Source organism: Thalassotalea algicola, assembly GCF_012932965.1.
Classification (GTDB): Bacteria; Pseudomonadota; Gammaproteobacteria; order Enterobacterales; family Alteromonadaceae; genus Thalassotalea_F; species Thalassotalea_F algicola.
Window position 1 is genome coordinate 388,733 of the sequence record NZ_JABBXH010000003.1, and the last position, 25,077, is coordinate 413,809.

Here is a 25,077-nt window from a genome sequence, read left to right on the forward strand (position 1 = left end):
ACTGAAGCGTTATGTTTCCTAGCTAGTAACTTTATGTCCTGTGCACAGGCGGCAACTAAATCAATATGGTAGGAATTAACATGAATAAATTAATCAGTTCGATTGGGTTAGGAGTAGCCACGACATTTGCCCTTTTTGTATTTATGGCAAAATTAATCTCCAGTGATGACTTAAATTGGCAAGACACGGAAAAGCCGCCGGTTATTACCGTACTTCAAACACCAGATGAGCCAAAAGTGGTACCTAGAGAGCGTCCAAAGCTAACACCGCCACCACCTCAACAGCTCCCACGAGTACAAAACGAAATGGTTAGTGAGGTTAGCGATGCTATATTGCCGGGATACCAACCTACAGGGTTGAAGATAAAAACAGATATTGGCATTGGTAATAAGTTTAACGTTGCGCCAGATGGCGATGCTCGTCCAATAGTTCGCGTAAATCCTAAATACCCAGTACCCGCAGCTCGCGATGGCATTGAAGGTTGGGTTAGTTTGAGTTTTGACATTAATGAAATAGGAGAAGTGGTTAATGTTAAAGTTACGGATGCCGAGCCTAAGCGTATATTCAATAAGGCGGCAACGCAGGCGTTAAGAAGATGGAAATATCGCGCTAAAATCGTTGATGGTAAGCCAATAGTTCAACATAATCTTTCCGTGTTGTTAGAGTTTAATATGTCACAAAGCAGTTAGGAGTTGTTTTTGAAGTTACCCTCAAAAATAAAAGGATTATTATCGACAGGAACTTCGCCAGAGTATCTTTGGCGAAAGTTTTACCGAACAAGGAAGCCAGAATATTTGGCTTCTCTTGTTCAGCTATTTAATCAGCCATTGTTTCACTATCTACTCACGTTAACTGACGCTAGCACTGCTGAGGATGTTATCCAAACAGTTTGGTTGAAGGTACTTAAAATGGATACCCCTCAAACAAGTGATATTGTGGTCAAATCTTGGTTGTTTAAAGTGGCTCGAAATTCTCTCATCGATGAACTGAGAAGGCTCAACCGTTGGCGTTACGAAGAATTAAAAGAACATACAATTGAACTGGAAGTGCCACTAGAAATAAAAGTATTTGACGATAGGCTCGGCAAATTTAATTGGGCACTAAGCAAGCTCTCATTTGCCCAAAAAGAAGCATTTATTTTTCAGCAGGAAGGGTTTTCATTAATGGAAATATGTGAAATCACCGACGAAAGCTTTGAGACAATAAAAAGTCGAATACGTTATGCCAAAGCCAATTTAAAAAGGCTAATGAGTTAATTTATGAAAAACAATGAATTTGAACAAGAATTGAATGAGCTTTATCGCCAACGAAAAGAACTGGTAAAAGCCCCACCAATCGATGTGCTTAAAAGTGAAGGTAAAGGCGTTTATGTACCTAGGTACTTAAAGTTTGCTGTTTTAAGTCTGTTTGGCGGTGTTGCCTCATTTGGCGTGCTTGCATTAATTACTCACTTCGCAGCGCCTAAGGTCCAGCCACCTGTGATTGATGGTACGGCAACACTTTTGCCTGTAGAAATTGCCTCACCTGATTTGGATGAGCCCATAACAATCAAGACATCGCTACCACCTATTCCAAAAATTGTTATAAGGCCGATAGAGACTCGTTCGATGCCAAATGGCACTGAAAAAATTCACGCAGCTAAAGATTTTCAACAAGCAAATGAAGACATTAATTCATTAGTTATCCCTGAGGTAGCTAAACCAAATGTACAGCAGCTAATCCCTTTATTGAAAGTGCTGCCTGAATACCCTAAAAGTGTAGCAAGAAAGAAAGCCAGTGGTGTAGTTAGGTTGAGCTATGAAGTTAATGCTAAAGGTGAAGTAATCAATATTAAAGTTGAGCAAGCACAAGGTGAACGTTTGCTGAGAAGGGCGGCTCAAAAAGCCCTCAGCCAATGGCGTTATCCAAAAAATGAATCTAGTCAGGGGCGATTAGAAGTATTATTTGATTTTACAGTTAGCTAGCGAAAAATATTATGTTACTTGCCAATATGGCTGGCAAGTAACACCATTAACTTGAATATATTGGTAAGACGAACGCCTAATCTAATTGGTTTTTTTGCATTCTCAATGTTGGCAGCTTGCTTAACGATTGCTACTTTTGAGTAAATATTTTCGAAAAGCTGTTGGGTTTCCCACCCTTGATATTGGTTTAATTGTGACGAGATAATCGCTCTATCGATAGTTATTTTTTTACTGTTTAAACTATTAAAGTTAAACCCTTCCGCCAAAGCGTGACGATAAGCATCTTCTTTTAAGTTTAAGGCTAATTGCTTAGGATTTGCACCTGTATCTATGTACAATCGAATAAGTTCGATATTTTCTTTTAATTCAACGGTTACGGTGTTTTTAAAGCCCCGATTGCCAGCTATCCATTTAAGCAAAGCAGCAGTCACTTTTTCGGTTGTGCCAATTGCCGCGATAGTTTCTTTTATGGCCAATATAATATCCCTATCTCTTTAATATCGCCGTCATTAACGGTGTACATCAAACTCTTGTTGTGCACGTGAGGCATTACTATCTTCGATAAATGGGGTTTGTTCAATAGTTTTTAGGTAATCTATTGGTACATCAATTTCCTTGGCGCCAACAATTACATGGTTTAAATACCAACTATAGGGTTTAAGTTCAGGATTTATATCGGTTGCATAGTAAATAAAAGCGTCAATCGTTTCATTTTCTTCGTTGGTAACCTTTACCCATTTCAGCTCGTAACCAAGCCCTAAGCCTTCTATTTTGTCTAAAATTGGTTTTTCATCGGCGTTAATTTCATAAAGGGCCCCAATAATTTCATCGCTGCTTTTCCGGGTGTAGTGTGCGTCACATTTACCGGAACCATCATGACTAGCTTTATGAAATTTTAGCGAGTGATCTGTTAAGGCATATCGGCCTAATCGTTTAACACTTGGCGTGCGTTGACTTAATCGATTGAATGACATGTTTGAGCCATAAGCAAAGTATTTCATGTTATTCGGTAACCTCAATATAGTAGTTATGCGATTATTATTTCATTGAGGTGATTATTAAAATGCATCACATGGGCTTGTTCATATTGCATCTTAGTTAATTCGCCATAGGCAAAGTGCGGCGCGAGCTTACCTTTATAATTTTGGAAAGTGAGTAATGATTGCTTAAAACGCTCGAAGGCACTAGGTAGATCAGCAGCTCCTGAAATTTCAGGGGCACCAGGTATTGCCTCGTTCAATCCGTGAGCCATTCTCCTTTTTGCACTGAATGCGGAAAATGCGAATTTACCTACAGTGTTTTTAAATACGGGTGACTTATGTTCAGGATAACCGATCATTGAATATTCAACACTTTGCGCACAATGGACAAGAATTTGGTATAGACTCCATTGCCCCGTAGTAGTGACTTCGTTTTGTAAAAGCAACTCAAGTTTATCCAACGAGGTAGCAATAGTGAGTGGCTCATTATTTGGTTCGATGAGCTGCCAAGCAAGTCCTGTAGAGCTAATAGCGGCAGTCCCTACAACTGCACTAATGATAAATGCCCGTCTATTCATGTCTGCTGCCTACCTTCGAGCCTTTAGCTCAGCTATGTATCCTTTGTAGTTAGAACAACAAAGGATACATGTAGCCAGCGATAATCGCCATTGAAATGATGACTACCAGAAAAGTAACTATCATTTTGTTTTGAAAGATGGATTTAAGTAAAATAACTTCAGTTAGGCTGGCGCCAGCACTACCGATGATTAACGCCATCACTGCTCCTAAGCCCATACCTTTCGCTGCTAATGCCGCGCTTAACGGGATCACTGCTTCTGCCCTAATGTAGAGTGGAATACCGATTATTGCAGCTATTGGAACCGCAAGCGGGTTACTGTCGCTTGCCATTGATGAAACAAATTCGGTTGGTAGGAAGCCGTAAATAACAGAGCCTATGGCAATGCCGCCGAGTAAATATGGTGACACTTTCTTAAAGTCTTGCCATGTTGCTAACCAGATTTCGATCCATTTACTCGCCTGAGTTTGTTGACCTGAACAACTCGCCCCGCATTGGCTCTTTTGTGGTACTTGGTAGACACTCGCTTTAATGTATCGTTCAAACCCCAGCTTTTCTAAAGTTACTCCGGCTATTATCGATACGCCCATAGCGACAGCAAAGTAAAAAATAGTGACATTAAGCCCAAACGTTATCGCGAACAAACCTATGATTACTGGGTTTAACAGTGGGCTAGCAAATAAAAATACCATCATAGTGCCAAAACCTGCTTGAGCTCTTAATAACCCTTTTAAAAATGGGATGGTAGAACAAGAACAGAAAGGTGTAATTGCTCCCAACAACGCCGCGATGAAATAACCTTTGCCATTCTTGCTACTTAAAATGTGGCGAATTTTTTCAGGTGGTATGTACATTTGTAATATCCCCACTAAGTAACTTATGAGTAGGAATAATAACGTTAATTCAATCGTCAAGAACGCAAACATATTGACGGTATCTAATAGTGAGTTTTTATCGAAACTAAACATATTTAAACAAATCCATATTTCCGGAATATTCGAAATATAAATGGTGTAGATGGATAATTCAAGTTATTTCTAGTAATATCGAAATATGTAGAATTGAAATGTGTGAAAATATAACGAATGGATATTGAATTAATTGCTAAAGCTTTTAAAGAATTAGGCCACACAACACGATTAACTATTTTTAAAAGTGTCGTTAGAGCAGGGCATCAAGGTGTGTCGGTTGGACAGCTACAAGAAAAACTATCAATACCGGGATCTACACTTTCTCATCACATATCAAGTTTAGTTTCTGCAGGTTTAATGTCGCAGCGGCGGGAAAGCCGCACGCTATTTTGTACGGCAGAATATGACACACTATTATCGGTAATTAGCTTCTTGCAAGATGAGTGTTGTGCAGATGAAAGTGATGAATAAATGAGTGTTTATTCCACGGCAATATATACTTCGATGCTATTACCGTTAGGATAATATTCAAAATCAATGGTATGAAGCCTCTGATGTTTTGCTTCGCCGGTAGTGAAGTACTGCCAAACCTCAGTCCACGCATCAATGGCAATTTGTGGCATTTCACCTTGTTGGCTAAATACTAAGTATTTTCCACTAGGGATGTCTATTTTGGTGAGTGAAACATTCGTTGGTAAGTTTGCACCGTCAAAGCCCGCTAAAACATTAAATTCACCTGTATGATCAGACTCATAGTCATAATAAACACCATAGACCCGCTCACCATGTTGGTAATCTACCGGCACTAACTCATCAAATTTTTGCCATAGCCCTGGTATTTTACCGTTAGGACTCATTTCCAAGGCATTATGAGTTCGTTCGACAATGCCATTAATTGTTTTGGCGCTAATTGTTTTCAATTCCATTTAAACTGTTCCTTAAATAAATTTATAAAATTTTGTGGTGATTACACATTTGAGTATTGTTCAGGTATTTTTTGTCGATGTTAGTTAAGCAATTCCATTTGATAAACGCTCCATTTTTAGAGGCTTTTGGTTGCAATACAAGTTTCTTGTTTTGACCAAAATCTTTCGACAAGCTGATCTTGATAGCGGCTTGATTTGTGATCTCTGAAGAAGTGATTAACTCGTGTTCGTTTAAGTCAAACATACGAATATCAACATCATTTCTGCCACGAGGAAACTCGCCGGTCATTTGATAATGTGTGGCAATTTGCATTTTTACTGGCGTTACCATGGCTAACACGTTAGCAAAATTTGCTCGAACAACATGGTTCCGATAAGTCGGCGTTACCAGGTCAACAGGTGTTGGTAATTGGTTATAAGTTGGCTGCTCGGCGGTTTTGTCTTTGCTGAGCATCGACATCAGCATAACCGTAATACCAAATGTTACCGCCACGCCAAGAATAAATCCGTAAAAGCTAGACCCACCAAACATTTTCTTTCTAGGGGGAGTTTGTATGTGCTTTGGTGAGTGCTGTTCCCGTATCAATGTGTGATTTAATGCTGAGTTTACTGCGCTTTTCTTCATATAATTACATGTTCCGGTTAGCACGATTAAATATTGTTTATTGTATCGCTAATAATGCCGCTTTTTGTGCATGAATAGTTGTCGTGTCAAATAAAGGTATATTGGTATGGCTTTGATTCACTAATAAAACAATTTCGGTACAACCTTCGATAATACATTCAGCACCGGCATCATAAAGCGACTGAATTATTCGTAAAAACTCAAGTCGTGATTGCTCGCTAACTTTACCTAAACATAACTCGTTGTAGATTACATCATGAACTATTTCTCTATCTCGCTCGTTGGGAACAAGAATGTCTAATTGATGCTTGTCTTTAAGGTGTCCAGTGTAAAAGCTATCTTCCATAGAGAATTTGGTACCTAAAAAACCGACATTACGATAGCCTGACGTTTTTATTTTTTCTGCAGTAGCGTCGGCTAAATGAATCAGGGGAATAGAGACTGCTGATGCTATAGCAGGCGCTACTTTGTGCATCGTATTCGTGCAAATTAAAATGAAATCTGCACCAGACCGTTCTAAGCGCTTTGCACAAAGACTCAAAATTTCGGCAGCACCTTGCCAGTCACCTTTATCTTGCATATCTTTGATCACTTGAAAGTCGACGCTTTCCAACGCTATAACGGCAGAGTGATGACCACCAAGTAAGTTCTTAATTTCACAATTTATTTTGCGGTAATATAACTCGGTAGACTCCCAGCTCATACCACCAATTAAGCCAATTTTTTTCATGTTGAACGTCCTTGTAGGTATTTGAAGAGACTGATTATTCAGTCGCTTGCGTTCCTGCAATTAAATTGCTGATAAGTTTAGACATTCGTTCCTTTTGATAATCTTCCATTGACGCGTAAAAAGCTAACGCCAAAACAAAGAAGATTGAACTGGTAATTACGACCGACTTTTTAAGTTTAGTTTGCATTAATATTCCTTTTAAAATAACAGAATGAATTTATTTTTTATTGCCATTCACATGAGACTTCTTTGTTAATGTTAATAATGACAATGACTCGTTTATGTAATTCATTGTGAGTCAAATAGCCACACTCACCTGACACTTCAGTGCCGCTAGCAAACAAGGTTTTATAACGATAAACACCATCTTTTTGAGCTAATGTATAGTGAAGCGTGTTTTGTGTACCAGGGGCAATACTCCCGAAATCTAAATGACTACTTGGCAAGGTAATTTCAAATTGCTTAATTTTTTCGCTAGTGTGATTAAACACGGTAATGCTAGGCAGTAAAAAGTAACTTAAATAGTACCCGCCAACTACAATGACTAGTAATGAGACGAGTATTTTTGCAATAAGTTTCAGTTTTATTTTCACTTAATTTTTACCTGAATGAATTTTTTAGCTAGTCAGTTCGCTAGAAACTAGAGTTCGGTTGCTTCAAAAATTCAATTTCTGCTTCGGTGGATTTTCGTCCTAGGATTTCATTTCTATGTGGATAACGGCCAAATTGTTCGATGATGGCTTTGTGTTTTAGTTCAAACTCCAAATTGGCAGCGTTGCCTAATGCTTTATATAAATGAACCGCCTGTTCATGAATCACTAAAGACTCACTATGCATAAATGGTAGGTATAAAAAACTACGCTTTGTTTCGTCAAGTTCAGCGTTAAAGCCTTTGGCAATTGCATTCTGGGCAAGGGCGAGGGCAAGAGAATCAAAGGCAAATGATTGTGGCTTATCGCGATAGATATTTCGTGAAAATTGATCAAGTACAATCACTTCTGCCAAGCTACCTAAGGCGCTTTCACGCCAGTGACTTAATTCTCCATTGACAGCTTTATGATGAATAGATTCAAATCGTTTCTTAATTAGTGCATCAAATTCATCATCTTTTTGCCACCATTGTTGTGGCGATATTTCATTAAACCAAAACGTAAGAATTTCGTTATTCATACTGTGTTCTCTACTTTTATGTTGCCAATTTGGGCAATTGTCATATGTATGACTTTGTTAAGGTTGTGATTAAGTATTTAACTTAAATAATTTCCTAACAATCTTTGAAATTACAAATGCGAGTGCAATGCCAACTACAAAGTACATTGCGACTAAATAGTTGGTAAAGCTTGCTTTGTGTATTTCACCATTAGCTAGCTCACATTGGCCTGTTTTGTAGTTAAAACTGCCACTATGGTTAAGGCAGTCATCAACAACCGTAAAATCGTTTATCAGTAAAATAATGATAATACTTGAGATAACACCAACAAATAATGGAATTGATTGCTTATTCATAATTGTACATTGACAGAGTTTAGGTGAGTTATAACATGTTTCTATTGCAATAAGTTGCTTTCTCGAAATCACTAATATTCATTGCAATATTCGGAATGTCAGGAAATAAAGTAACTAACCTTGCAACCAGTTGTTGTGACAAGTTTGCCTTTTGCTCAGTAGTTCGCCCTTGCATTATGTGAGCAAAGATATGAATGAAATCTTCAGTTTTATTACCGACAGAATATGTCGTAAAAGGGTTCAATCTGACTTTAATGTCGTTGGCTGCAAATAGGCCAGACTCGTTAGCTACCAGATAAATTTGTTCGATAATGTAAGTTTCATCGTAAGAATTAAGGACGGTATTGGAACAGTCCATTACAAAGTGTGGCATTCATATTCCTAATTATTAATAAGAGATAAATAACGTTTATTCGCCAATTTTTATTAATTGTTCGAGCTTATTAAAGGCGTCAATCACCACTTCCGGTTCGTGATCCAGAATAAGGTGTCTGCTATTTGGGGCAAGCATGTGATGAGTGTTTTTGGTTAAGAGCATTAAGTTTTTAATATACTTAAAGTGAAAATCATTGAATTGTCTAAAGCCTCTTCAGACGCAATTCCTGAAGGAGGCTCTAATATGGTAATAGGGTGTCCATCACCTCTACACGTATAGCTTAAATCGTAACCGTCGACAGTCATTGTTTTATCATAACTTATGACTGGTTTTTCAGCATATGCGTTAGCTGACAATATGAATAAAAGAACTGCTATTTTTTTTATCATTGATGCTCTTCCTAATATGAGCTGAAAAATTAACGAATGTGGCAATTTTAGTAATTGGTTGGATTATCTAATTCAAGTAACTGCTTTCATCGAATAAATATATCAAGCAATTACTTTGCAAATAACTAAGCCATTTTAAAATAAATAATGCTTACCACTAAGGCTAAGACCACAAAGGATAAAAACTGTAGTCCTGCTTGCCTATACGTGGCAGCAAGTTTCAATACCTGCTCGTTGGAGGCATTTTTTAACAGTTTTGCACCTTTAGGTGATACAAATACCATTGGCACTTTCAAGAACTTAGGAGAACCAAGTTGCTGCCAAATATCTGGCTCTAGCGTTTTTACTGATTGATAATAGTTGTATTCTGCAATACAAGAACGACACATAAGTAGTGCCCAAATTGCCCCAAGCGTTATTAGCATCAACATATCAAGTCCTAAGTTATTCAATAGAATTGTTATTTTCGGTTAGGTTCGAAAGCGTCATATCTTGGTAGTTTAGCATCAAGATCTTCCCAATTTGCTTTTGAAGAAACAAAATTATGAGAAATAGGTTTTTCAACAATAGCTGTATCTAAAATGCCTAGTCTTAATCTATAACGTTCTGGGTCTTGTTCATTCGAGCTATACACCGGTGAACCACAATGCGAACAAAAATGGCGATTTTTTCCCGGTTTAAAAGAGAACTTACTTAAACTTTCTTTACCTTTAATTATTGTAAAGTCTTTGGCTTGAATAAAGCCATTTGTAGCATACGCCGTACCACTGTTTTTTCTACATAAAGAACAATGACAATGAATGATGTCGCTAATTCCACCGTGGATTTGTATTTCAACTTGCCCACATAAACACTTGCCTGAGTACATTGTTTATTATTTTTCCTTAGTTAATCGTGTTAAATATTGTTATTCACTAGACAGATTAAGGCTTCTTCGCGATTACATACACATGCTTTTCTGGGTATTGATCCAATGCTAAATGTAGTGGCGTGAGGCCGTTAGTGATAAGCGTATTTATATTTTCATTTATGCCAATTGAACTGTAATAAAAGATATCACCTAACCAATTATCAGTGTGCGCACCAATGTCATTGCCAAAGGTATACATTAATATACCGCCAGAAGTTAGCATGCCACATAACTTCGTAATGACCGATTTTTGTTGTGATAAAGGTAAGTGGAACATGCTGTCCCAAGCGTAGATGAAGTCAAACTTTTCGGTAGAGTTCCACGTACAAATATCTTGAACTACAAAGCGCTGATGAGGATGATTAGCTTTCGCTAAAGTAATCATTTCTGTAGAGGCATCTACGCCAGTTATTTGGCAACCTTGTTTCTCAAGAATTCTTATAAAACGGCCGCCCGCGCCACAACCTACGTCAAGGGCGCTTTTGCAAGCGGAAGAAAAGCTCAGCGCGTGCTCAAACTGCTTTACGCCATAGTTTGAATGTTGGTGGCGCTGATGCCACCATCCAGCAATTTTATCGTATTTCTTAGCGAGTTCAGAAGGTTCCATCAACGATAGTTCTAGTGCTTTGTTAGCAATTGCTAAGCTTATTACGAATGTTCAAATGAAAGCCAACAAAATTAAAAAGATAATTGTTACCAAACTTAATGTTCTAAATGATTTACCTAACTCATTATTGAGTTTGAGTGAGGTTTTCTTAAAGCTAGGCTTAAGTTTTTTGGCGTCAGCCTCACTTAAATTCTTGCAGTGAGGGCAAAAAGGCTCTCTATCATTAATTTGCAAATAACAACGAGGACACCTACTCGACCTAATTCTGCTGTACATCTCTTAAATCCTTTTATGTATACGTTATTGGCTAAGTGGTTTCTAACGCTAACTCTTTTGATTGAGTAAAAATAATCAGTGAAACAAGTACTTCTGTAATGCCACCAATAAAGGCACCGACAGCGAAATTAGCGTCTAGTAAAATACATAACACGCCGGATATCATAAGTATTACGCCCAGTAGCCAGTAAACTTTAGCGCCATAAAGCGTATTGAAGATTAAATAACGAACACCAATACTTAGTAACATGATTGGATAAAACCATTCAATTTGATGCTTTGCGACAAAGAATGCGATAAATAAGCCAACAAATAAGATAACGGTACTTTCTAACGCCAGCTTTCCTAAAGGGTTTCTAGCATCGTGATTACCGGGGCGGTTAAGTAATTTTGAAAGCAACATTGCTAATGGGTGAATAAACATACCACCAATAAATAAGGTAAACATACTGGCTAAGTGAGTCATTGTTAGTGCAACTGTTCCGGCAATACACCACACTAAGCCAGACACTAATACACCGGTTGCACCTCCGAAATAGGCATAGCTCATGTCTTTTTGTGCTTGTTCAATATTCATTAATACACCTCACCGTCGCTTACTCATTATTGTTGTTTGGTATTAGCATGCGATTGACCCATAGTTCAGCGTCTGCAACATTTCCAAAAGAACTCCCCGAGGGCGGCAGCAACTTTTGACAAAGTGCAAGTTGTAACGAGTTAGAAACAACTATAGCGATAGCAGTGCAATTATCCTGTAAATGGTTCGTCCAAAAGTCTGCAACCATTGCCATCACCTCTGGTGAACCAAGGCTGTCATTATCCCAAATTTCGATAATGGCGTAGTGCGCTTTTGCGTGCTGTGAAAGGCAGTTTGAATACGCATTAGCTGCTTTTACGATACCTTCTTCATTGAAAGGGCCGAATGTACGAACATAAAGTACATTATTAAGCCATTCAAATGTTAGTTCTCCGTGAACGTTCATCTATATCCTTTCACATAAGGTTAGTATTAACAGGTGAAGACTGTACAGCTATGCCGTTTTGTTTAACAGAAAAAGCACTAAGTTCTTATATTCGTCCATAGTTTTAATTTTGTTAGTTACAGGCTTATATTTACCGTTGATAATAAGGGTTGGTACGCTGGTAAACCCTTGACTTCGAATGTTTTCGGTGTTCTTTTGCATTTTTTTTGCACCCATATTCACTGAAAAACTCGAAAACACTTTGTCGAACTTGTCACCATCAACATCATTAATTACAAACAAATTTTTAATGTCTTTTTCATTACTAAAGTTAGCTTTATTGAGGTGGATGTAATTAAAAATAGCGGGAACAATTTTGTCTTCAACGTTTAAATGCTTAGCGGCAATTAATGCTTTCGTTAATAAGTTTTCTATTTCGGGATTTCTACCCGGCATGCCATCAACATGATTCTTCTTAAATGTTGCACCTTCGGGGAGCGCTATTTTTAGCTGGTTCATAAAGGGCTCTTGTTTGAAACAAGCAGGGCAGTAGAAAGAAAAAAACTCGGTAATTTCTTTTTGCGCTGTTACGTTACCTTTAATTTCTACGTAGTAGTCTCCTTCGGTAAACTCAATAGCTTGAGCAGGGAACAAAGGTAAAAGTAAAAAAATGACGGCGAATAACTTTTTATACATGAACAATCCTTTTGTACGCTTGATTTGTCTATATTATTAATTTGAATAAAGAAACTTAATTAGAGCTTTAAGCGATTGAATATTCAACCCTAATTTTTTAACCTGACTTCACATTTCAATTCATTGTCATTAGGTGAACTGGCTGGGGGAGATACTATTCGCTGCGTGAGTACGAACCGTCCAACAAGCTATTCACCTTGCCATAGTCGCCTAGCGCTCTTTTCTAAAGTGTTAAAATCAGCTTGTGTTATTTTCCCGTTAGCCAAATCATCTTCTGCGGCCCAAACAATTTTCTGATATTCATACTCTATTGCCGCAAGAATATAGCCTAACTTTTTTTCCGTAATTTTTCCTGCGTGAAACTGAGACATCGCGACTTTCTTATTCCAAGGTTCGTTGTTAGGAGGTTTAGGAAGGGTGTAGTCCAAAGTGAGTAATCGCTCGTCAGATATAGTGTAACCTTTAGCGAGAGAATCTTTAGCGCAAACGTATAACATATAATCGATAGAGTCTTGCAAGCCGTATAAGTGCCAATCATATCCCGCAATGCAACCGCCAACGACTTTACCTTTGCTATCAATAATATCGATAGTTCGTTCAGCACACCCCGAAAGGCATAGCGCAAAAAGGCTTGTAACTAACAATTTTTTTGGCACAAGTTATCTCCATTATGTATGTAATGCCTCAATTCCTAGCAGGCTATTTAGTTGGCTAGCGTTTTATACAAGGTTAAAATCGCCAACTATTTTTTAACTAAACGCTCTCGGGGAGGCGAATCTAGTTTCCCATTATTTATAAATGGTGGGTAGAACATTTTTATGTAAAACCTAAATTTATACTGAACTTCGGTGCTAAAGCGTATTTTTTATAGACAGTGCTAGTTTTTGTATGCCATGACTTGGCGTCCATCGCTTAAACTCAACAAAGCCATGTTTCTTATATAATTTAATGGCTGGCTCATTAGCAACTGCTGTTTCTACAATTGCTTCGGTAAAGTCAAAAAAATCGAAAGCATATCCTATCAATTGACTCGCTATTCCTTTTTTAAAGTAGTTAGGGTCTACGGTTAAACTATCAATTTCAAGGCGTTTGTCTTTTATGGCGATCTCTATTACGCCAGCGAGACAACTATTTTCATAACAGCCATAAAAACGTGTTGCTGAATTCATAATTTCATTGAGGGTTCGCGACAGCGGTGGAAACTCACTAACACCAATAAGCTGTGCTTCAATTTGGTAAGAGTTTTGAAAAACTGTGAAAATTTGATTGGCAACGTCTACATTCGAATTATCAAGTTCATTTATCATCATATCCATATATCCAAAAACTAAATTGTTCGCTATGGCCCTGCCTGAATAGTTTGTTAATCAGAGGTATTTTGAAACAGCTGCTTTACCAAAGCTTTTATCCTCATGGACTAGTAAATAGCATTCTGCCTGTCGGTAATGAACGTCGGTTTTTATTTTCTCAATTTATTTGGTGATTTGGCGTCATATAAGGCAATAAGTGTCAGCCAATATTAGATGTGTTAGTGCCTACATGTCGCTTCAGCTAATTGCTCTGGATATTTTCTAATGCGTAAATAAATCGAATACGTTGCCTAGGGTACTGGTTTTTCCGCGATAAAATTCAGTATATGTGCAGTTAGTGCATATTACCGCAGTAAACTTTCGGTTTTGCATATCAAATATTTTTGACCAACCACTGCCTGTTGTTGCAATGGTGTCTGTATCATATTCTCTGCAATCGCATTTTGGGCACTTCCAATTTTTAGACATATTAATTCCTTGCTTTAATAATGGAACACGTACACAGAAGACATTGCAAAGCGCGAAAAACTACTGCTTGTTGCCTTCTTTAACTACCTTGTTGGACAACGTTACCACTTATTCCATGCATTTGCGCAATGAATCTATCTAAATGAATAGTATGGTGTTCATCGCAATAAACTGTTTACTATTTTCACTGAGTGCTTCAGCAGCTTCTTATAAACTACATTGCCCTTCAAGTTTAGTTCATTGTTTTAATTTCGAAATCGACAGGATAAAACCATGTCTTTTTAGGGCGGGTATATTTAGGTATGTTAGCCTCCTCAATGTAATGAGGAGGTGTCTACTAAAACGGAAGAAGACTACAGTCCTGCTTTAAATTCTTGGTATGCAGAATTGATGTACAAGCTATTATTAGTAGGTTTTATGGTACTGATATTTTAATTATTGCTTCAACCCTTATGAACTCAATAGTTTTCTTGGTTTGTATTTTTAGCCAATTATCTGAGACATCTATAACTTCTCCTTTAACAACATTGCTAAAGTCGGTAGTACCTAGTGCGATTACAACATTCTTACCTTGAACTTCTTTGAGCATAATTAATTCCTTTTGCATAATGGATGATTATCACCAAAATTTTGCTTTCTGCATAACGCCCCAATAAGGGGCTGGTAATGCTTGGCTAAAATTAGCGACGAAGGAGCACAAGCCAAGCGTTTTGCTTCCTTTTGAGTACCTTGCTAGATGGATTTATCCCATCACAAGATAGGTTTATATTTCTAGTCTTTGCTTTTGACCCTAAAGAAATAAAAAACGACAAAACCAACAAAAGGAAAAGCAAAAGAAAGAATAAACCAAATCAGTTTATCATTACTGCTTGTTTTACTTCTAACAACAATTGCTAAGGTAATTATAAAAAGAACTAATGTTAATAGTTCCGCAATACCAGTAGTGTTCATATTTAACCAAGATCTCCATATCGAGAATTCAAATATACATCTAACAGCTTAACAGGAGGAAAAAATCCTCTTTTAAACAGGGGATTTTTCCTCTTTTCTACAAATTTATTTTTTATTATGCGTTAAGTTTTTATAAATGCTAGCGTTTTTCTTTCTAAAAATTTGAGCGTAGTGGTAAGGGGGAATAATACCTCCTTTCTGCGGTTTTCCTCTTTATTACGAGTTGCTGTATTTAACAACAGTGAAGAGGGCAGTTATTTTTAGGTTATTTGGTTATGTTATTTTGTTGTTTATAAATCGATAGTATATCGCTTGCAGAGGCCGACCATACCCCTTGACTGGTAACGTACTCTAACACTTGCTCTAACTTGGCGATACGATGCGGTTGGCCGAGCATCCAAGGGTGAATATTGAGCGCCAGTATTCGCCCGCCTTGTGACTCTGCCTCGTTTAATAAGAAGTCACATGCATCACATAATTGCTCTACATAGCTTTGTTCACTATGTTGATTGTTCATAAGTATGAAGGCGTCGTCTAGCTCATTTGAAAGTGGCATGGCGGTTAGGTTGCCTTGCTGGGTGTGAAATTGATAGGGCATGTCATCGTTCACCCAGTCACAAAAATATTCTATGCCATTTTCTGCCAGTAATTCTGGCGTGTTTTCACTTTCACTACGCACTGGACTTAGCCAGCCAGTTATTGCTTGCCCGCTCAATTCTCGTAACGTAGAGAGAGATTCTTTTACTTGCTGACGCTCTTGGCTGATGTCTTGCCCGCCATAATGCAAGGCGTCCATGTGTATACCGTGGCCAAGTATTTCATTGCTACGTTCTTTAATCACATTTAGCAGGTAAGGGTTACGTTTAGCTAAAGCGGAGTTCATTGCAAAGGTTGGTGTAACTTGGTATTTGTCGAAGGCGTTTAGCAAGCGGTAAATACCGACACGATTACCGTAATCTCGTAGGGTAAAATGACGTAAGTCGGGATAAGGCATAGTCATGCCACCAGGCACTTTAAATGGCACGCCTTTTTGATCAAGTGGGAAGAACTGTAACGGTACATTTACCCACAGTGCTAGTTTATTGTTGTTCGGCCATTGAATAGATTTACGTTCACTAAGTTGTGACCAACGATATCTGTCGTGATCCATGCCATAACTACGATGTGGATATTCAAGATGTGCTTTATCTAATGACATTATTGCGCTCCTTGAATGCTAGTTTGTTTTTCTGCAATGTCATTGATTGCAGCTTGGTAGTAATGTTCACGAAAATACTCGGCGATTTCTCGGCCTGTGGTCACCCAAACATCCTCATGGCTGGTAATGTAATCAAGCGCGGCTTCGTAAGCTTTCATTCTGTGCGGGCAAGCCACTTGATAGTTGTGGGTTGGGATACACATGATGGTGCCAGATGCCTCTCCTTCTTGATAAAGACGGTCAAAATTGTCTTTAAGAATTTGTCCATAGCGGCGTGGTTCCATTTTGTTAACCACAAAGGCAATGGTGTCGTTCATTTCTAACGAGTAGGGAATAGAAACAAACTGCTTACCGCTTCTAAGGTGTATCGGCGTCGGTTGGTCATCATGAAATAAATCGCAAGTGTAAAAACCACCATCGTTACCGAATAGTTCGGTGCCCACTTCGGCAAATAAATCAAGTGTTAGTTCTGAATGTGATAGCGCTGGTGCTAGGTATCCGGCACATTTTTGGCCGGTATGTTTGTATATGGTTTCCATGGCATCTTTGATCATGTCTCGTTCTTGCATTTCACTCATGCCATAGGTGTAGCGCGTGTTGTAAATACCATGACTAAAGAATTCCCAGTTGCGCTCTTTGCAAGCGGAAATAATTTCAGGGTGATGGTCGCAAAGTGCGGTGGACAGTGAAATCGAGCCACGAATACCGTATTTGTCCAACAGCTTCATTTGTCTATCGTGACCAACGCGATTTCCATAGTCACGAATACTGTAACCAGCAACAGCAGGGGTTGCCTGAGGCCAAGCAGCGCGATTCGGGTTTTTCGGTGGGTTAAGTTCGTAATATTCAATGTTGGGGGCAACCCAAAACGCTAGCTTTTTACCATTAGGCCATTTTATTTTTGGACGATTATGGTACGGCCAATAGTCGTAAAATCCGGGATCTGATTTCATTGCCAACACTCTTTATTATCTTTGAAGACTAACGTTAATATGCTCACTATAAAGTGGGATATCGATGTGCGGCATGACAAATATCAAGCCGCAAATTCGCTTACTACTTTGTCTGTGCATCTAGCCAATTAAATACTTCTTCTACGTCTAGCACATCTGCGTATTTCAGCGATAAGTCGGTCAAGTTCGCATAGTGATAACTTTCATGTTTATCTGCGACACACTCTTCAGGCACAATTGTGCGATAGCCGCGTGACAGTGAATCTACAGCTGTGGCGCGAATACAGCCTGAAGTTGAACCGCCGGTAACAATAACGGTATCAACTTGGTGCCACACCAGCAGCGATTGTAATTGTGTTTCAAAGAATGCTGATGGCATTTTCTTGGTGTAAATAACGTCGTTAATGCGATCTATTTCCAGGCGATCGTCAAATTCGCTACGGCGTGATTCAAATTTAATGTTTTGGAGTGAATCTGGCGTATTGGTGCGCGTAGCCCAAACACCGGCATCTTCACCCGACTCCATGTAAGCGACATGTGTCCAGACCACAGGCCAACCAAGGGCACGGAACTTTTTTGCTAGTTCGTTGGTGTATTCCATTTGGCGTGGGTCGGTTTCATAAGCGGTAGTGAATTCATCTGTCGCGGTATAGGCTTTTTGTGGATCAACATTCACCAGCACAGCTTTATTGCCAAAACCAAAGCGTTTACGGGCAGGGTTGTTTTTAACGTCGAAATAGATTTCTTTGGCGGTTTTGTTGGTAGTTTCCATAGGTTGACCTTTAATTTTGATTTTTATCAAGGGTTTTAACGCAGGTTCACTAAATAATGCGTTAACAGTTTAGTCAAAAACGTCGGCAAACGTTTTGGCTGTGGAAACTTTTAATTACTTTTAAGTGGCAACGGCGTATTTATATACCCAATCAAATTGCTTTGTAAAGCACTATTGTTAATGCACAATAGAGCTAGCTAAGCTCAGCCTAAATTCGAGGAAACTACCGTGGCAAATGCAGTGTTAAGCAACTGGGATGACATCCTTTTACTCAACGATCAGCTAACTGAAGACGAGCGAATGATTCGCGACATGGCACATAACTTCTGTCAGGAAGAGTTAATGCCTGGCATTTTGATGGCTAATCGTAACGAAGAATTCGACCCTAACATTATGCGCCAATTCGGTGAAGTTGGTTTATTGGGCGCAACGATTAAAGACTTTGGCTGCTCAGGTGTGAACTATGTCAGTTATGGCTTGGTGGCTCGTGAAGTTGAACGTGTTGATTCGGGCTATCGCAGTGCAATGAGTGTGCAATCGTCATTAGTTATGCATCCAATTAATGCTTTTGGCTCTCAAGCTCAAAAAGAAAAGTACTTACCAAAACTCGCGACCGGTGAATACATCGGCTGTTTTGGTTTAACTGAACCGGGTTCGGGGTCAGATCCTGCGAGTATGGTAACTCGAGCGAAAAAAGTAGACGGTGGCTACCGTTTAACAGGTTCAAAAATGTGGATCACTAACTCGCCAATAGCTGATGTTTTTGTTGTATGGGCGAAGAATGAAGCTGAAGGTGATGCAATTTGTGGTTTCGTGCTTGAAAAAGGTATGGACGGATTAACGGCACCAAAAATTGAAGGTAAGTTATCGCTTCGTTCATCGATTACCGGTGAAATTGTGATGGATAATGTGTTCGTGCCAGAAGAGAATATGTTCCCAGAAGTTCGCGGCTTAAAAGGACCATTTAGCTGTTTAAATATGGCGCGCTACGGCATTTCGTGGGGCGCATTAGGGGCTGCTGAATATTGTTGGCATGCTGCTCGTCAGTACGGTTTAGACCGTGTGCAATTTGGTAAACCACTTGCGCAAACTCAACTGTTCCAAACTAAGTTAGCGAATATGCAAACAGAGATTACTTTAGGCTTACAAGGTTCGCTACGCGTGGGTCAAATTATTGATAGTGGTGATTGGGATCCTACAATGATCTCGCTTGTAAAACGCAATAACTGTGGCAAGTCGTTAGATATTGCACGCATGGCTCGCGACATGCACGGCGGTAACGGCATTGCTGATGAGTTCCATGTGATTCGTCACATGATTAATCTAGAAACAGTAAATACCTATGAAGGTACTTATGATGTGCATGGTTTAATTTTAGGCCGTGCACAAACTGGCTTACAGGCGTTCTTCTAAGGGGTATTGATGCTTGTATGAGCTTTTCGGAAAATGAAAAGCTCTTGGTTACATTGAGTTCAACGCAGAGCGTTAGGCTCATACGTCGTCAGGCTCAGTATGAAGAAAGCACTTTTAGTGTCTCTGATTCAACCTGAGCAAGTCGACGGGGTTGCTACCGTTAGCCTTAACAACAGGTACCCGTTTGGCAGCTATCACTAGGTGCACAGCCCTGTTGAAGTGGGTCGCATCCTCGGCCTAAATAAGTCTCTTCGGATAAATAAAAGCTGACAAACTTTTCTTCAAAATCAGTTGTAACACTCTGCTCAAATAACCCTGTTTTTGCCAATGCTTGTTGCCACGCCTTGACCTTTGGAAAGCTAGCTAAAAAGTCATGGCCGGAGTGCTGCTCAATTATTGCTGCGCGATGTAACAGCGGCAGCCACGCCATATCGACATTACTTAGGTGCTCGCCTTTCCAAAAAGGATGGACGACATTGGCTTCGGCTTTGATGAATGCTTTGGCCAATTTAGCTTCGCGCTCATTTAACGTGGTTTCATCTGTACTGCGCATTGTTGAACACTGCACTAAATAATGTTTTGCAGCTTGGTAGCTCCATGCTCTATCTAGTGCTTTTTGTTCAGCTAATACATCGTTTTCGATCGCAGGGTACGCATCATCCAAATACTCAGCAATTGCATCTGATTCAAATAGTGCAGTGTTGTTGTCGGTAACAAGTACCGGAACTTGTCCATTAGGTGAAATATCTAAAAACCACTGAGGTTTGTTTTTTAAACTAATGAATTCGATTTGGTATGGGACGTTTTTTGCTTCCAATAACGCGGTAATACGTTGCACGAATGGGCAAATAGTAAAACTAACAACTTTGATCATTTTCAATCCTTACTTCATTGATTTCCCTTATAAGACGAAGCAGGTTTGAAAAAGACGAAATTATTGATAATTATTTTTATAGCTATTGTTTTAAAGCGCTAACATTTGTTGCAGTTGTTTGATTTCTCGATGAATTCGACAATGTTGCCGTGCTTGTCTAATTCAAAGGTACAACATTGTTCAAATAACTTTTTAAGCTCGCCGCGGCTTCTTTGCAGACGAGATTTTAAGGTTGAATAGGCAATATTGTGATTTTCTGCATAGTCTTTTTGTGAGCTGTCACCAAGTTCGATATCACGAAGTAGCTGACTAGATTGTTCGTCAAGTGCGTTTATAAATGGTGATAAACAGGGCGCCAAAGCTTTTTTCAAATCAGTGGCTGATTCATTAAATACAGTCATCTCTTCATCAAATGGTTCAAGGTGCTTTTGCTTACGATAGAAGTCAATAATGGTGTTGTTGGCTATTGCAAAAAGCCAAGACTTTAAACTGTTTGCTTGGTTTACTGTGCCTAGCTGTTGATGCGTTTTAAGTAAAATCTCCTGCAATAACTCTTCAACATCGCTAGGGTTGCTTACTTTACGTTGTAAGAATCGTTCTAGCTGATATTTATATTCTTGCCAAATATGTTCTATGTTCATGGGAAGCTCTTTGTTTATCTTTTTTACGGCTGGCAGAGATACCTTATCGTTTGTCAAATAATTCCATGTTAACTATATGGGTATTTGAAATTGACAAAGGTCAACGCGCTTTACCTGATAAACAGTAATGATAACCGACATTATTTGGCGAATAACAGTGAATTATGAAACATAGAACGATTAGAGGTACGGTTCAGTACACCAGTAAAAAGCCTGAGCGAATGGATCAAGAACGTGGTCGCGAATATTTCTCGATTACTAAGCAAAACGATGGTGTGCGAGTTTTACAAGCTCACTGTGAAATTGATGATGAACCTAATGTTGTACGTGATGTTGTTGTAGCAATGAATCCCGATGCGAGTCCTATCGATTGTTCTGTTCGTTTGTCGGTAGGTGATAAATACGAAGGCACTGGCTGGTTTCGCTTTGCTAAGCACTATGTTGAATGTGAAAGCCATAATCAACGCGATGGGCGAATTACCCAAAAGATAGATATCGATGAGCCTGTAAAGTGGTTACAAGCTCACCCTATTGTTGGTGACGCGCTATTGATGCGCATCTATGATTTGTCTCAAGGACCGGGTAAAACGTTTTTTCCAGATTTAATGCTAACTTCGCCAGATCACCGAGGTGCGACTGGTCCATTATTGTTTAAAACAGGTTTTGGTATTCGTTATGTTGGTGAAGAAAAGATCACAGTAAAAGCTGGAAGTTTTACCGCTAGACACTTTCAAGTGGTTGATACGGCAGGTAATTTACCTGAAGAGCACCCTCCGTACAATTTATGGTGCACAGCGGATGATGACTACTTGCTATTAAAAGCGGGTGCCGAAGGTTATATGCAGACTCACTACGAATTGGTTGAATATTCAATTATTGAAGGAGGCTTATAATGGCCACTAAAACACTCCCTTCATGGGACGTGATCACTAAACATGATGTGTTTGCTGATGCAAATCATGACGAAGTAGCAAGGCTAAATTTCCTAACACATTTAAATGTGCATTTAAGTGCCAACGTGTTGCCTGGTGTAAAAAATGCCTATGAAACTCAAGTAAAGCCAGAGTTTATAAAAGCACAAGGGCATGAACCTGAAAATCGACATCAATTGCGAGCGGCGATCACTCAAAATCATACGTTTCAGATGTGGAGCGCACTGCGTCGAAATACCATGGAAATGCGCCAGCAAGCGGGTCGGGCACAAGTGCTTCGTCAAATTGAAGACATAGTCGCTAAAGTAGAGCACTACAATGAAGGTGCTGATACCTTGAAGTTAGATGAATCAATTGCGATCCCAGAAAACGTTGGCTCGGTAGATATTCATTGTCAGCCAGGGTGTTATTACACCGAATATTTTGAAAATGATGTCACCGTTGCGGCAAGTTATGATTTAGGGTTATTCGTTACTACAGCAGGCTTACTTGGAGCATTGAGTGATGGCGGTGGTCAAGCGGTAGGTAAATGGTTGGCAGACAATCACCCTGACTTTCAACCTAAACGTATTTTAGATATCGGCTGTACCATTGGCCATAATGCAGTGCCCTTAGCGCAAGCGTTCCCTAATGCTGAAGTTATCGCCGTTGATGTAGCTCGTCCAAGTCTTCGATATGCTCATGCTCGCGCAAAAGCATTAGGTGTGAATAACATCACTTTTGTACAAGCAGATGCTGAAAATCTTAGCCAATATCAAGATGAATCATTTGATTTAATAACTACAGCCATGTTTTGGCATGAAACATCTGACACTGCAATGCCAAACATCTTAAAAGAAATAAACCGCTTACTTAAAACAGGTGGCTTAACTTTACATCTTGAGCAGCCACAATATCAGGGCATGGGGGTTTATGAGCAATTTATTCGCGACTGGGATACCTATTACAACAATGAACCTTACTGGGGACCGATGCATGACTTAGATTTAAAGGACATGCTTAGCAAGTGTGGCTTCAATAGTGATGATTTGTTTGAAACCGGGGTTGTGTCGTTAGTTGACGAGAAAATTTTTGGTAAACGCGAAAAAGGTGATGCTGGCGAAGATTACGGGCGAGCGCCAGTGTGGAATGCGTTCGGCCTCTGGAAGAAATAAAGGTTTCTTGTATTGGTCTTTGAGTTAATTTCGTTGTCGAAAATACTCACGTATGAGCATAAGTAGTGTGTTTTCTCCTAGAACTTAAGCCATATACCAACACAATTATCCCGATTATTAGTGTCTAGAAAATCGAATATTAATTTTTGAGAAGAATTTGAGCAGGCTAAAAAAGTCTGGAGAGATAAAATGGCAGAGATAGATAAATTAAATTTAGCGGGTACTAAGGCGAAAGGACAACGCCCTTATTTTTTAGCAGATAAACAAACTGAGCAAGTGATGTCGATTACAATGGCGCTTGCTATGGAACTATCGGTTGCACGTGAACGTATTGCTACGCTTGAGTGTGTGCTTGAGCAAAAAGGTGTATTAACCAGAGATGAATTGGCGGCGTTTAAACCGGATGCTGATGAAGTCGCGAAGCGCAGTCAAGAAACACAAGAGTACTTAGCGCGAATCTTACGTATTATTCAGCAAGATAAAGAAGAGCTTATGTCAAATGAACCAACGGTTGAAGAAGTTCAGGAAAAGCTAACGCAAGGTAATACCTAGTTTTTCAACGAGTGAAGCTTTTTAAATGATTGAGCAAATATTTGCTGAGTATTACTTGTCATACCTTTGGTATATATCGCAATTAATTGCTCAATAAACTTATTACTTGCTAGTAGTTTGTTAATTTGAGCAAGCGCTTTGTCAGATAATGCTGACTTTGAACAAGCGATGAAAGACGGTGATAAATCTTCGTAACCCACCATGGTGTAGCTTTGGAAATTAAATGATATTGAATCGTGTGGTTTAGAATCTTTTAATAATCTAGGCAACCCTATTAAGTAGTCTATTCGTTTACGTTTTAAATATTCGTAACTATCTCTTAGTTTCGATTCATCAATAATTATAAATCGTTCGGGGTTCGCATCGATTAGCGCTCTTAGTTGTTGATCAAAACTTTGAACTGAAAAACGATAGTAGCCAAAAATAGCATCAGTATGCTTTTGAAATAATTCTATAATATCTATCTTCTCGTCATTGAGTAGTGGCAACAGTTGCTGCTCAGGTGGTTCATATCTCAAAGTATATAAGCGGTAATTAAAATAAAGAGCGGAAGCATTGCTGTAATCGGCAACTGCAAGTCTTTCTTCACTTTTGATGGTATTTAAAATACAGAGATTATTTTGATTACTTAACTGTTGAAAACCGATGGCCGTACTCCCAGAGTCGATGTGTTTACTGTTAAATTCACTATTCAACATTTTAAGTACTTGTTCGTCTTCAGAGTAGGGGACTAGCTTGCCTAGTTCAGTGTCGAATTTCTTGACTATCAAATACCACTGAAGTGCGTCACTATCTGATTGTCTGTTTGAGTTTTTTTTGGGGGTGTGTTTTAAAGAAATTGCCGATTTTGAATAGTTTGCCGCCATATTCGCATCGCGAAAATAAACATAAACGGCTTTTTTTTCTGATAGTGGGGTAATAACAACATTAGGTAATTCCCGATAATATCGCGCTTGGTTTTCTCGGAAGTCTATAATGCCATCAATTTTATTCTTTGCTAATAATTTAACTGCACTATCGCGATCGTCCACTATATAACTATTTTGTTGGCTTTTAAGCAGGTATTCATGGCGAATGGCGCCATATAATGGGTTGCTAACTTGTGCGACACTTAGTGTGATTAAGTCAAACGCTGGAATAGTATCAAGTAAATAATAAGACTTAATCCACTGGCTGTTTTGTTGTAATGCATCGGTAATAAGTATGTCGGCGTTAAGTAAATTGATCGCTTCAGCAACGTTTACAGATTGGCCAAGTGCATTTTGCAGAATTTGTTGGTATCGCAGTAAAGTGGCACCGTTAAGTTTAACGGTGCTTATATGAATACTTGCTTGGGTCGTAGCAAAGCACTTGGCGGGCATCAACACCAATAAGCAACTAAATAATGTGAGAGAAATAACTTTCGCTAACGTTCCTTGCATTTA

At 39.0% G+C, this 25,077-nt stretch carries 38 protein-coding genes; 8 read left to right on the forward strand and 30 right to left on the reverse strand.

All coding sequences use genetic code 11. From position 1 onward, the window contains the following. The first annotated feature begins 80 nt into the window (after positions 1-80). The 3 genes from HII17_RS10430 to HII17_RS10440 are packed head-to-tail and all read left to right on the forward strand — an operon-like array spanning position 81 to position 1,964. Entirely contained in the window at positions 81-689 is a 609-nt protein-coding gene (locus tag HII17_RS10430) for an energy transducer TonB (RefSeq protein WP_169075308.1), read from the forward strand. Between the two features lie 9 nt (positions 690-698). Next, positions 699-1,256, forward strand: coding sequence for an RNA polymerase sigma factor (locus tag HII17_RS10435; RefSeq protein ID WP_169075309.1), 558 nt, complete (start codon positions 699-701; stop codon positions 1,254-1,256). 3 nt (positions 1,257-1,259) lie between these two features. Beyond that, a complete protein-coding gene (locus tag HII17_RS10440; protein WP_169075310.1) occupies positions 1,260-1,964 on the forward strand; it encodes an energy transducer TonB in 705 nt (234 codons plus the stop codon). A gap of 14 nt (positions 1,965-1,978) precedes the next feature. Here the strand turns inward: HII17_RS10440 and HII17_RS10445 are convergent, their stop codons facing one another. Genes HII17_RS10445 through HII17_RS10460 form a run of 4 tightly spaced genes read right to left on the reverse strand, consistent with a single transcriptional unit; the run spans position 1,979 to position 4,489 of the window. Further along, positions 1,979-2,440: a hypothetical protein gene (locus tag HII17_RS10445; RefSeq protein WP_169075311.1), complete on the reverse strand. Its 462-nt coding sequence runs from the start codon at positions 2,438-2,440 to the stop codon at positions 1,979-1,981. 33 nt (positions 2,441-2,473) lie between these two features. Beyond that, positions 2,474-2,965 (reverse strand): gamma-glutamylcyclotransferase family protein, encoded by a 492-nt coding sequence (locus HII17_RS10450; protein WP_169075312.1) that lies wholly within the window; start codon positions 2,963-2,965, stop codon positions 2,474-2,476. A gap of 26 nt (positions 2,966-2,991) precedes the next feature. Further along, complete coding sequence (locus HII17_RS10455) at positions 2,992-3,522, reverse strand: DUF1569 domain-containing protein (protein ID WP_169075313.1); 531 nt, start codon at positions 3,520-3,522, stop codon at positions 2,992-2,994. A gap of 49 nt (positions 3,523-3,571) precedes the next feature. Further along, positions 3,572-4,489 carry a permease gene (locus HII17_RS10460; protein WP_169075314.1) on the reverse strand — a complete coding sequence of 306 codons (918 nt, stop codon included), beginning with the start codon at positions 4,487-4,489 and terminating at the stop codon, positions 3,572-3,574. Between the two features lie 117 nt (positions 4,490-4,606). Here HII17_RS10460 and HII17_RS10465 point away from each other — a divergent pair, with 117 nt between their 5' ends. After that, entirely contained in the window at positions 4,607-4,903 is a 297-nt protein-coding gene (locus tag HII17_RS10465) for an ArsR/SmtB family transcription factor (protein WP_169075315.1), read from the forward strand. A gap of 8 nt (positions 4,904-4,911) precedes the next feature. Here the strand turns inward: HII17_RS10465 and HII17_RS10470 are convergent, their stop codons facing one another. The 23 genes from HII17_RS10470 to HII17_RS10580 form a co-directional block, all read right to left on the reverse strand. Next, positions 4,912-5,358, reverse strand: a complete 447-nt coding sequence (locus tag HII17_RS10470; protein ID WP_169075316.1) for a GyrI-like domain-containing protein — start codon at positions 5,356-5,358, stop codon at positions 4,912-4,914. A gap of 22 nt (positions 5,359-5,380) precedes the next feature. Next, a complete protein-coding gene (locus HII17_RS10475; RefSeq protein WP_169075317.1) occupies positions 5,381-5,983 on the reverse strand; it encodes a pilin in 603 nt (200 codons plus the stop codon). Positions 5,984-6,020: 37 nt separating this feature from the next. Next, on the reverse strand, positions 6,021-6,713 hold the full coding sequence (locus tag HII17_RS10480) for an aspartate/glutamate racemase family protein (RefSeq protein ID WP_169075318.1): 693 nt from the start codon (positions 6,711-6,713) through the stop codon (positions 6,021-6,023). A 34-nt stretch (positions 6,714-6,747) separates the two neighbouring features. After that, positions 6,748-6,900, reverse strand: a complete 153-nt coding sequence (locus HII17_RS10485; protein WP_169075319.1) for a hypothetical protein — start codon at positions 6,898-6,900, stop codon at positions 6,748-6,750. A 37-nt stretch (positions 6,901-6,937) separates the two neighbouring features. Then, entirely contained in the window at positions 6,938-7,306 is a 369-nt protein-coding gene (locus HII17_RS10490) for a hypothetical protein (RefSeq protein WP_169075320.1), read from the reverse strand. Positions 7,307-7,346: 40 nt separating this feature from the next. Further along, the gene (locus tag HII17_RS10495; RefSeq protein ID WP_169075321.1) at positions 7,347-7,883 is read right to left on the reverse strand and encodes a DUF924 family protein; all 537 of its coding nucleotides are present in this window, start codon (positions 7,881-7,883) and stop codon (positions 7,347-7,349) included. A gap of 69 nt (positions 7,884-7,952) precedes the next feature. Further along, the gene (locus tag HII17_RS10500) at positions 7,953-8,219 is read right to left on the reverse strand and encodes a hypothetical protein (protein ID WP_169075322.1); all 267 of its coding nucleotides are present in this window, start codon (positions 8,217-8,219) and stop codon (positions 7,953-7,955) included. Positions 8,220-8,247: 28 nt separating this feature from the next. Then, on the reverse strand, positions 8,248-8,592 hold the full coding sequence (locus HII17_RS10505) for a 5-carboxymethyl-2-hydroxymuconate Delta-isomerase (protein WP_169075323.1): 345 nt from the start codon (positions 8,590-8,592) through the stop codon (positions 8,248-8,250). A gap of 164 nt (positions 8,593-8,756) precedes the next feature. Beyond that, positions 8,757-8,984 (reverse strand): hypothetical protein, encoded by a 228-nt coding sequence (locus HII17_RS10510; RefSeq protein WP_169075324.1) that lies wholly within the window; start codon positions 8,982-8,984, stop codon positions 8,757-8,759. A gap of 125 nt (positions 8,985-9,109) precedes the next feature. Then, the gene (locus tag HII17_RS10515) at positions 9,110-9,415 is read right to left on the reverse strand and encodes a hypothetical protein (RefSeq protein WP_169075325.1); all 306 of its coding nucleotides are present in this window, start codon (positions 9,413-9,415) and stop codon (positions 9,110-9,112) included. Between the two features lie 29 nt (positions 9,416-9,444). After that, positions 9,445-9,852 carry a GFA family protein gene (locus HII17_RS10520; RefSeq protein ID WP_169075326.1) on the reverse strand — a complete coding sequence of 136 codons (408 nt, stop codon included), beginning with the start codon at positions 9,850-9,852 and terminating at the stop codon, positions 9,445-9,447. A 55-nt stretch (positions 9,853-9,907) separates the two neighbouring features. Continuing rightward, positions 9,908-10,501: a class I SAM-dependent methyltransferase gene (locus HII17_RS10525; protein WP_169075327.1), complete on the reverse strand. Its 594-nt coding sequence runs from the start codon at positions 10,499-10,501 to the stop codon at positions 9,908-9,910. A 307-nt stretch (positions 10,502-10,808) separates the two neighbouring features. Beyond that, positions 10,809-11,354, reverse strand: coding sequence for a DUF7010 family protein (locus HII17_RS10530; protein WP_169075328.1), 546 nt, complete (start codon positions 11,352-11,354; stop codon positions 10,809-10,811). Positions 11,355-11,373: 19 nt separating this feature from the next. After that, complete coding sequence (locus HII17_RS10535; protein ID WP_169075329.1) at positions 11,374-11,760, reverse strand: hypothetical protein; 387 nt, start codon at positions 11,758-11,760, stop codon at positions 11,374-11,376. 48 nt (positions 11,761-11,808) lie between these two features. After that, complete coding sequence (locus tag HII17_RS10540) at positions 11,809-12,435, reverse strand: thiol:disulfide interchange protein DsbA/DsbL (protein ID WP_169075330.1); 627 nt, start codon at positions 12,433-12,435, stop codon at positions 11,809-11,811. 188 nt (positions 12,436-12,623) lie between these two features. Continuing rightward, positions 12,624-13,091, reverse strand: coding sequence for a hypothetical protein (locus tag HII17_RS10545; RefSeq protein ID WP_169075331.1), 468 nt, complete (start codon positions 13,089-13,091; stop codon positions 12,624-12,626). Between the two features lie 195 nt (positions 13,092-13,286). After that, on the reverse strand, positions 13,287-13,742 hold the full coding sequence (locus HII17_RS10550) for a GNAT family N-acetyltransferase (RefSeq protein WP_169075603.1): 456 nt from the start codon (positions 13,740-13,742) through the stop codon (positions 13,287-13,289). A gap of 264 nt (positions 13,743-14,006) precedes the next feature. Continuing rightward, positions 14,007-14,213 carry a zinc ribbon domain-containing protein gene (locus tag HII17_RS10555; protein ID WP_169075332.1) on the reverse strand — a complete coding sequence of 69 codons (207 nt, stop codon included), beginning with the start codon at positions 14,211-14,213 and terminating at the stop codon, positions 14,007-14,009. Between the two features lie 415 nt (positions 14,214-14,628). Further along, positions 14,629-14,802 (reverse strand): DUF6897 domain-containing protein, encoded by a 174-nt coding sequence (locus HII17_RS10560; protein ID WP_169075333.1) that lies wholly within the window; start codon positions 14,800-14,802, stop codon positions 14,629-14,631. A 182-nt stretch (positions 14,803-14,984) separates the two neighbouring features. Further along, complete coding sequence (locus tag HII17_RS19390) at positions 14,985-15,164, reverse strand: PLDc N-terminal domain-containing protein (protein WP_169075334.1); 180 nt, start codon at positions 15,162-15,164, stop codon at positions 14,985-14,987. A 265-nt stretch (positions 15,165-15,429) separates the two neighbouring features. Beyond that, positions 15,430-16,362: a polysaccharide deacetylase family protein gene (locus HII17_RS10570; protein WP_169075335.1), complete on the reverse strand. Its 933-nt coding sequence runs from the start codon at positions 16,360-16,362 to the stop codon at positions 15,430-15,432. Continuing rightward, positions 16,362-17,315: a polysaccharide deacetylase family protein gene (locus tag HII17_RS10575; RefSeq protein WP_169075336.1), complete on the reverse strand. Its 954-nt coding sequence runs from the start codon at positions 17,313-17,315 to the stop codon at positions 16,362-16,364. The genes HII17_RS10570 and HII17_RS10575 overlap by 1 nt, the downstream gene beginning before the upstream one ends. Positions 17,316-17,418: 103 nt before the next feature. Further along, positions 17,419-18,087, reverse strand: a complete 669-nt coding sequence (locus tag HII17_RS10580; RefSeq protein ID WP_169075337.1) for an isochorismatase family protein — start codon at positions 18,085-18,087, stop codon at positions 17,419-17,421. 228 nt (positions 18,088-18,315) lie between these two features. On the opposite strand from HII17_RS10580, the gene HII17_RS10585 reads away from it, so the two are divergent. After that, positions 18,316-19,500: an acyl-CoA dehydrogenase gene (locus HII17_RS10585; RefSeq protein WP_169075338.1), complete on the forward strand. Its 1,185-nt coding sequence runs from the start codon at positions 18,316-18,318 to the stop codon at positions 19,498-19,500. 166 nt (positions 19,501-19,666) lie between these two features. Here the strand turns inward: HII17_RS10585 and HII17_RS10590 are convergent, their stop codons facing one another. Both HII17_RS10590 and sigZ read right to left on the reverse strand, forming a co-directional pair. Further along, positions 19,667-20,374, reverse strand: coding sequence for a glutathione S-transferase family protein (locus tag HII17_RS10590; RefSeq protein WP_169075339.1), 708 nt, complete (start codon positions 20,372-20,374; stop codon positions 19,667-19,669). A 98-nt stretch (positions 20,375-20,472) separates the two neighbouring features. Then, on the reverse strand, positions 20,473-21,015 hold the full coding sequence (gene sigZ / locus HII17_RS10595) for an RNA polymerase sigma factor SigZ (RefSeq protein ID WP_169075340.1): 543 nt from the start codon (positions 21,013-21,015) through the stop codon (positions 20,473-20,475). A gap of 164 nt (positions 21,016-21,179) precedes the next feature. Here sigZ and HII17_RS10600 point away from each other — a divergent pair, with 164 nt between their 5' ends. The 3 genes from HII17_RS10600 (at position 21,180) to HII17_RS10610 (ending at position 23,653) form a co-directional block, all read left to right on the forward strand. Then, complete coding sequence (locus HII17_RS10600; RefSeq protein ID WP_169075341.1) at positions 21,180-21,908, forward strand: hypothetical protein; 729 nt, start codon at positions 21,180-21,182, stop codon at positions 21,906-21,908. Further along, positions 21,908-23,101: a class I SAM-dependent methyltransferase gene (locus HII17_RS10605; RefSeq protein ID WP_169075342.1), complete on the forward strand. Its 1,194-nt coding sequence runs from the start codon at positions 21,908-21,910 to the stop codon at positions 23,099-23,101. Before HII17_RS10600 ends, HII17_RS10605 begins: the two co-directional genes overlap by 1 nt. A 189-nt stretch (positions 23,102-23,290) precedes the next feature. Continuing rightward, complete coding sequence (locus HII17_RS10610) at positions 23,291-23,653, forward strand: hypothetical protein (RefSeq protein ID WP_169075343.1); 363 nt, start codon at positions 23,291-23,293, stop codon at positions 23,651-23,653. Here HII17_RS10610 and HII17_RS10615 read toward each other — a convergent pair. Then, entirely contained in the window at positions 23,650-25,074 is a 1,425-nt protein-coding gene (locus tag HII17_RS10615) for a hypothetical protein (RefSeq protein ID WP_169075344.1), read from the reverse strand. The genes HII17_RS10610 and HII17_RS10615 overlap by 4 nt on opposite strands. Positions 25,075-25,077 lie beyond the last annotated feature (3 nt).

Excerpts from the sequence above, each read along its gene's own strand:
- HII17_RS10430 (WP_169075308.1), top strand. The coding sequence starts at position 81 with ATGAATAAATTAATCAGTTCGATTGGGTTAGGAGTAGCCACGACATTT.
- HII17_RS10440 (WP_169075310.1), top strand. The coding sequence starts at position 1,260 with ATGAAAAACAATGAATTTGAACAAGAATTGAATGAGCTTTATCGCCAA.
- HII17_RS10450 (WP_169075312.1), bottom strand. The coding sequence starts at position 2,965 with ATGAAATACTTTGCTTATGGCTCAAACATGTCATTCAATCGATTAAGT.
- HII17_RS10455 (WP_169075313.1), bottom strand. The coding sequence starts at position 3,522 with ATGAATAGACGGGCATTTATCATTAGTGCAGTTGTAGGGACTGCCGCT.
- HII17_RS10460 (WP_169075314.1), bottom strand. The coding sequence starts at position 4,489 with ATGTTTAGTTTCGATAAAAACTCACTATTAGATACCGTCAATATGTTT.
- HII17_RS10465 (WP_169075315.1), top strand. The coding sequence starts at position 4,607 with ATGGATATTGAATTAATTGCTAAAGCTTTTAAAGAATTAGGCCACACA.
- HII17_RS10470 (WP_169075316.1), bottom strand. The coding sequence starts at position 5,358 with ATGGAATTGAAAACAATTAGCGCCAAAACAATTAATGGCATTGTCGAA.
- HII17_RS10475 (WP_169075317.1), bottom strand. The coding sequence starts at position 5,983 with ATGAAGAAAAGCGCAGTAAACTCAGCATTAAATCACACATTGATACGG.
- HII17_RS10480 (WP_169075318.1), bottom strand. The coding sequence starts at position 6,713 with ATGAAAAAAATTGGCTTAATTGGTGGTATGAGCTGGGAGTCTACCGAG.
- HII17_RS10485 (WP_169075319.1), bottom strand. The coding sequence starts at position 6,900 with ATGCAAACTAAACTTAAAAAGTCGGTCGTAATTACCAGTTCAATCTTC.
- HII17_RS10495 (WP_169075321.1), bottom strand. The coding sequence starts at position 7,883 with ATGAATAACGAAATTCTTACGTTTTGGTTTAATGAAATATCGCCACAA.
- HII17_RS10500 (WP_169075322.1), bottom strand. The coding sequence starts at position 8,219 with ATGAATAAGCAATCAATTCCATTATTTGTTGGTGTTATCTCAAGTATT.
- HII17_RS10505 (WP_169075323.1), bottom strand. The coding sequence starts at position 8,592 with ATGCCACACTTTGTAATGGACTGTTCCAATACCGTCCTTAATTCTTAC.
- HII17_RS10510 (WP_169075324.1), bottom strand. The coding sequence starts at position 8,984 with ATGATAAAAAAAATAGCAGTTCTTTTATTCATATTGTCAGCTAACGCA.
- HII17_RS10515 (WP_169075325.1), bottom strand. The coding sequence starts at position 9,415 with ATGTTGATGCTAATAACGCTTGGGGCAATTTGGGCACTACTTATGTGT.
- HII17_RS10520 (WP_169075326.1), bottom strand. The coding sequence starts at position 9,852 with ATGTACTCAGGCAAGTGTTTATGTGGGCAAGTTGAAATACAAATCCAC.
- HII17_RS10525 (WP_169075327.1), bottom strand. The coding sequence starts at position 10,501 with ATGGAACCTTCTGAACTCGCTAAGAAATACGATAAAATTGCTGGATGG.
- HII17_RS10530 (WP_169075328.1), bottom strand. The coding sequence starts at position 11,354 with ATGAATATTGAACAAGCACAAAAAGACATGAGCTATGCCTATTTCGGA.
- HII17_RS10535 (WP_169075329.1), bottom strand. The coding sequence starts at position 11,760 with ATGAACGTTCACGGAGAACTAACATTTGAATGGCTTAATAATGTACTT.
- HII17_RS10540 (WP_169075330.1), bottom strand. The coding sequence starts at position 12,435 with ATGTATAAAAAGTTATTCGCCGTCATTTTTTTACTTTTACCTTTGTTC.
- HII17_RS10550 (WP_169075603.1), bottom strand. The coding sequence starts at position 13,742 with ATGATAAATGAACTTGATAATTCGAATGTAGACGTTGCCAATCAAATT.
- HII17_RS10555 (WP_169075332.1), bottom strand. The coding sequence starts at position 14,213 with ATGTCTAAAAATTGGAAGTGCCCAAAATGCGATTGCAGAGAATATGAT.
- HII17_RS10560 (WP_169075333.1), bottom strand. The coding sequence starts at position 14,802 with ATGCTCAAAGAAGTTCAAGGTAAGAATGTTGTAATCGCACTAGGTACT.
- HII17_RS19390 (WP_169075334.1), bottom strand. The coding sequence starts at position 15,164 with ATGAACACTACTGGTATTGCGGAACTATTAACATTAGTTCTTTTTATA.
- HII17_RS10570 (WP_169075335.1), bottom strand. The coding sequence starts at position 16,362 with ATGTCATTAGATAAAGCACATCTTGAATATCCACATCGTAGTTATGGC.
- HII17_RS10575 (WP_169075336.1), bottom strand. The coding sequence starts at position 17,315 with ATGAAATCAGATCCCGGATTTTACGACTATTGGCCGTACCATAATCGT.
- HII17_RS10580 (WP_169075337.1), bottom strand. The coding sequence starts at position 18,087 with ATGGAAACTACCAACAAAACCGCCAAAGAAATCTATTTCGACGTTAAA.
- HII17_RS10590 (WP_169075339.1), bottom strand. The coding sequence starts at position 20,374 with ATGATCAAAGTTGTTAGTTTTACTATTTGCCCATTCGTGCAACGTATT.
- sigZ (WP_169075340.1), bottom strand. The coding sequence starts at position 21,015 with ATGAACATAGAACATATTTGGCAAGAATATAAATATCAGCTAGAACGA.
- HII17_RS10600 (WP_169075341.1), top strand. The coding sequence starts at position 21,180 with ATGAAACATAGAACGATTAGAGGTACGGTTCAGTACACCAGTAAAAAG.
- HII17_RS10605 (WP_169075342.1), top strand. The coding sequence starts at position 21,908 with ATGGCCACTAAAACACTCCCTTCATGGGACGTGATCACTAAACATGAT.
- HII17_RS10610 (WP_169075343.1), top strand. The coding sequence starts at position 23,291 with ATGGCAGAGATAGATAAATTAAATTTAGCGGGTACTAAGGCGAAAGGA.
- HII17_RS10615 (WP_169075344.1), bottom strand. The coding sequence starts at position 25,074 with ATGCAAGGAACGTTAGCGAAAGTTATTTCTCTCACATTATTTAGTTGC.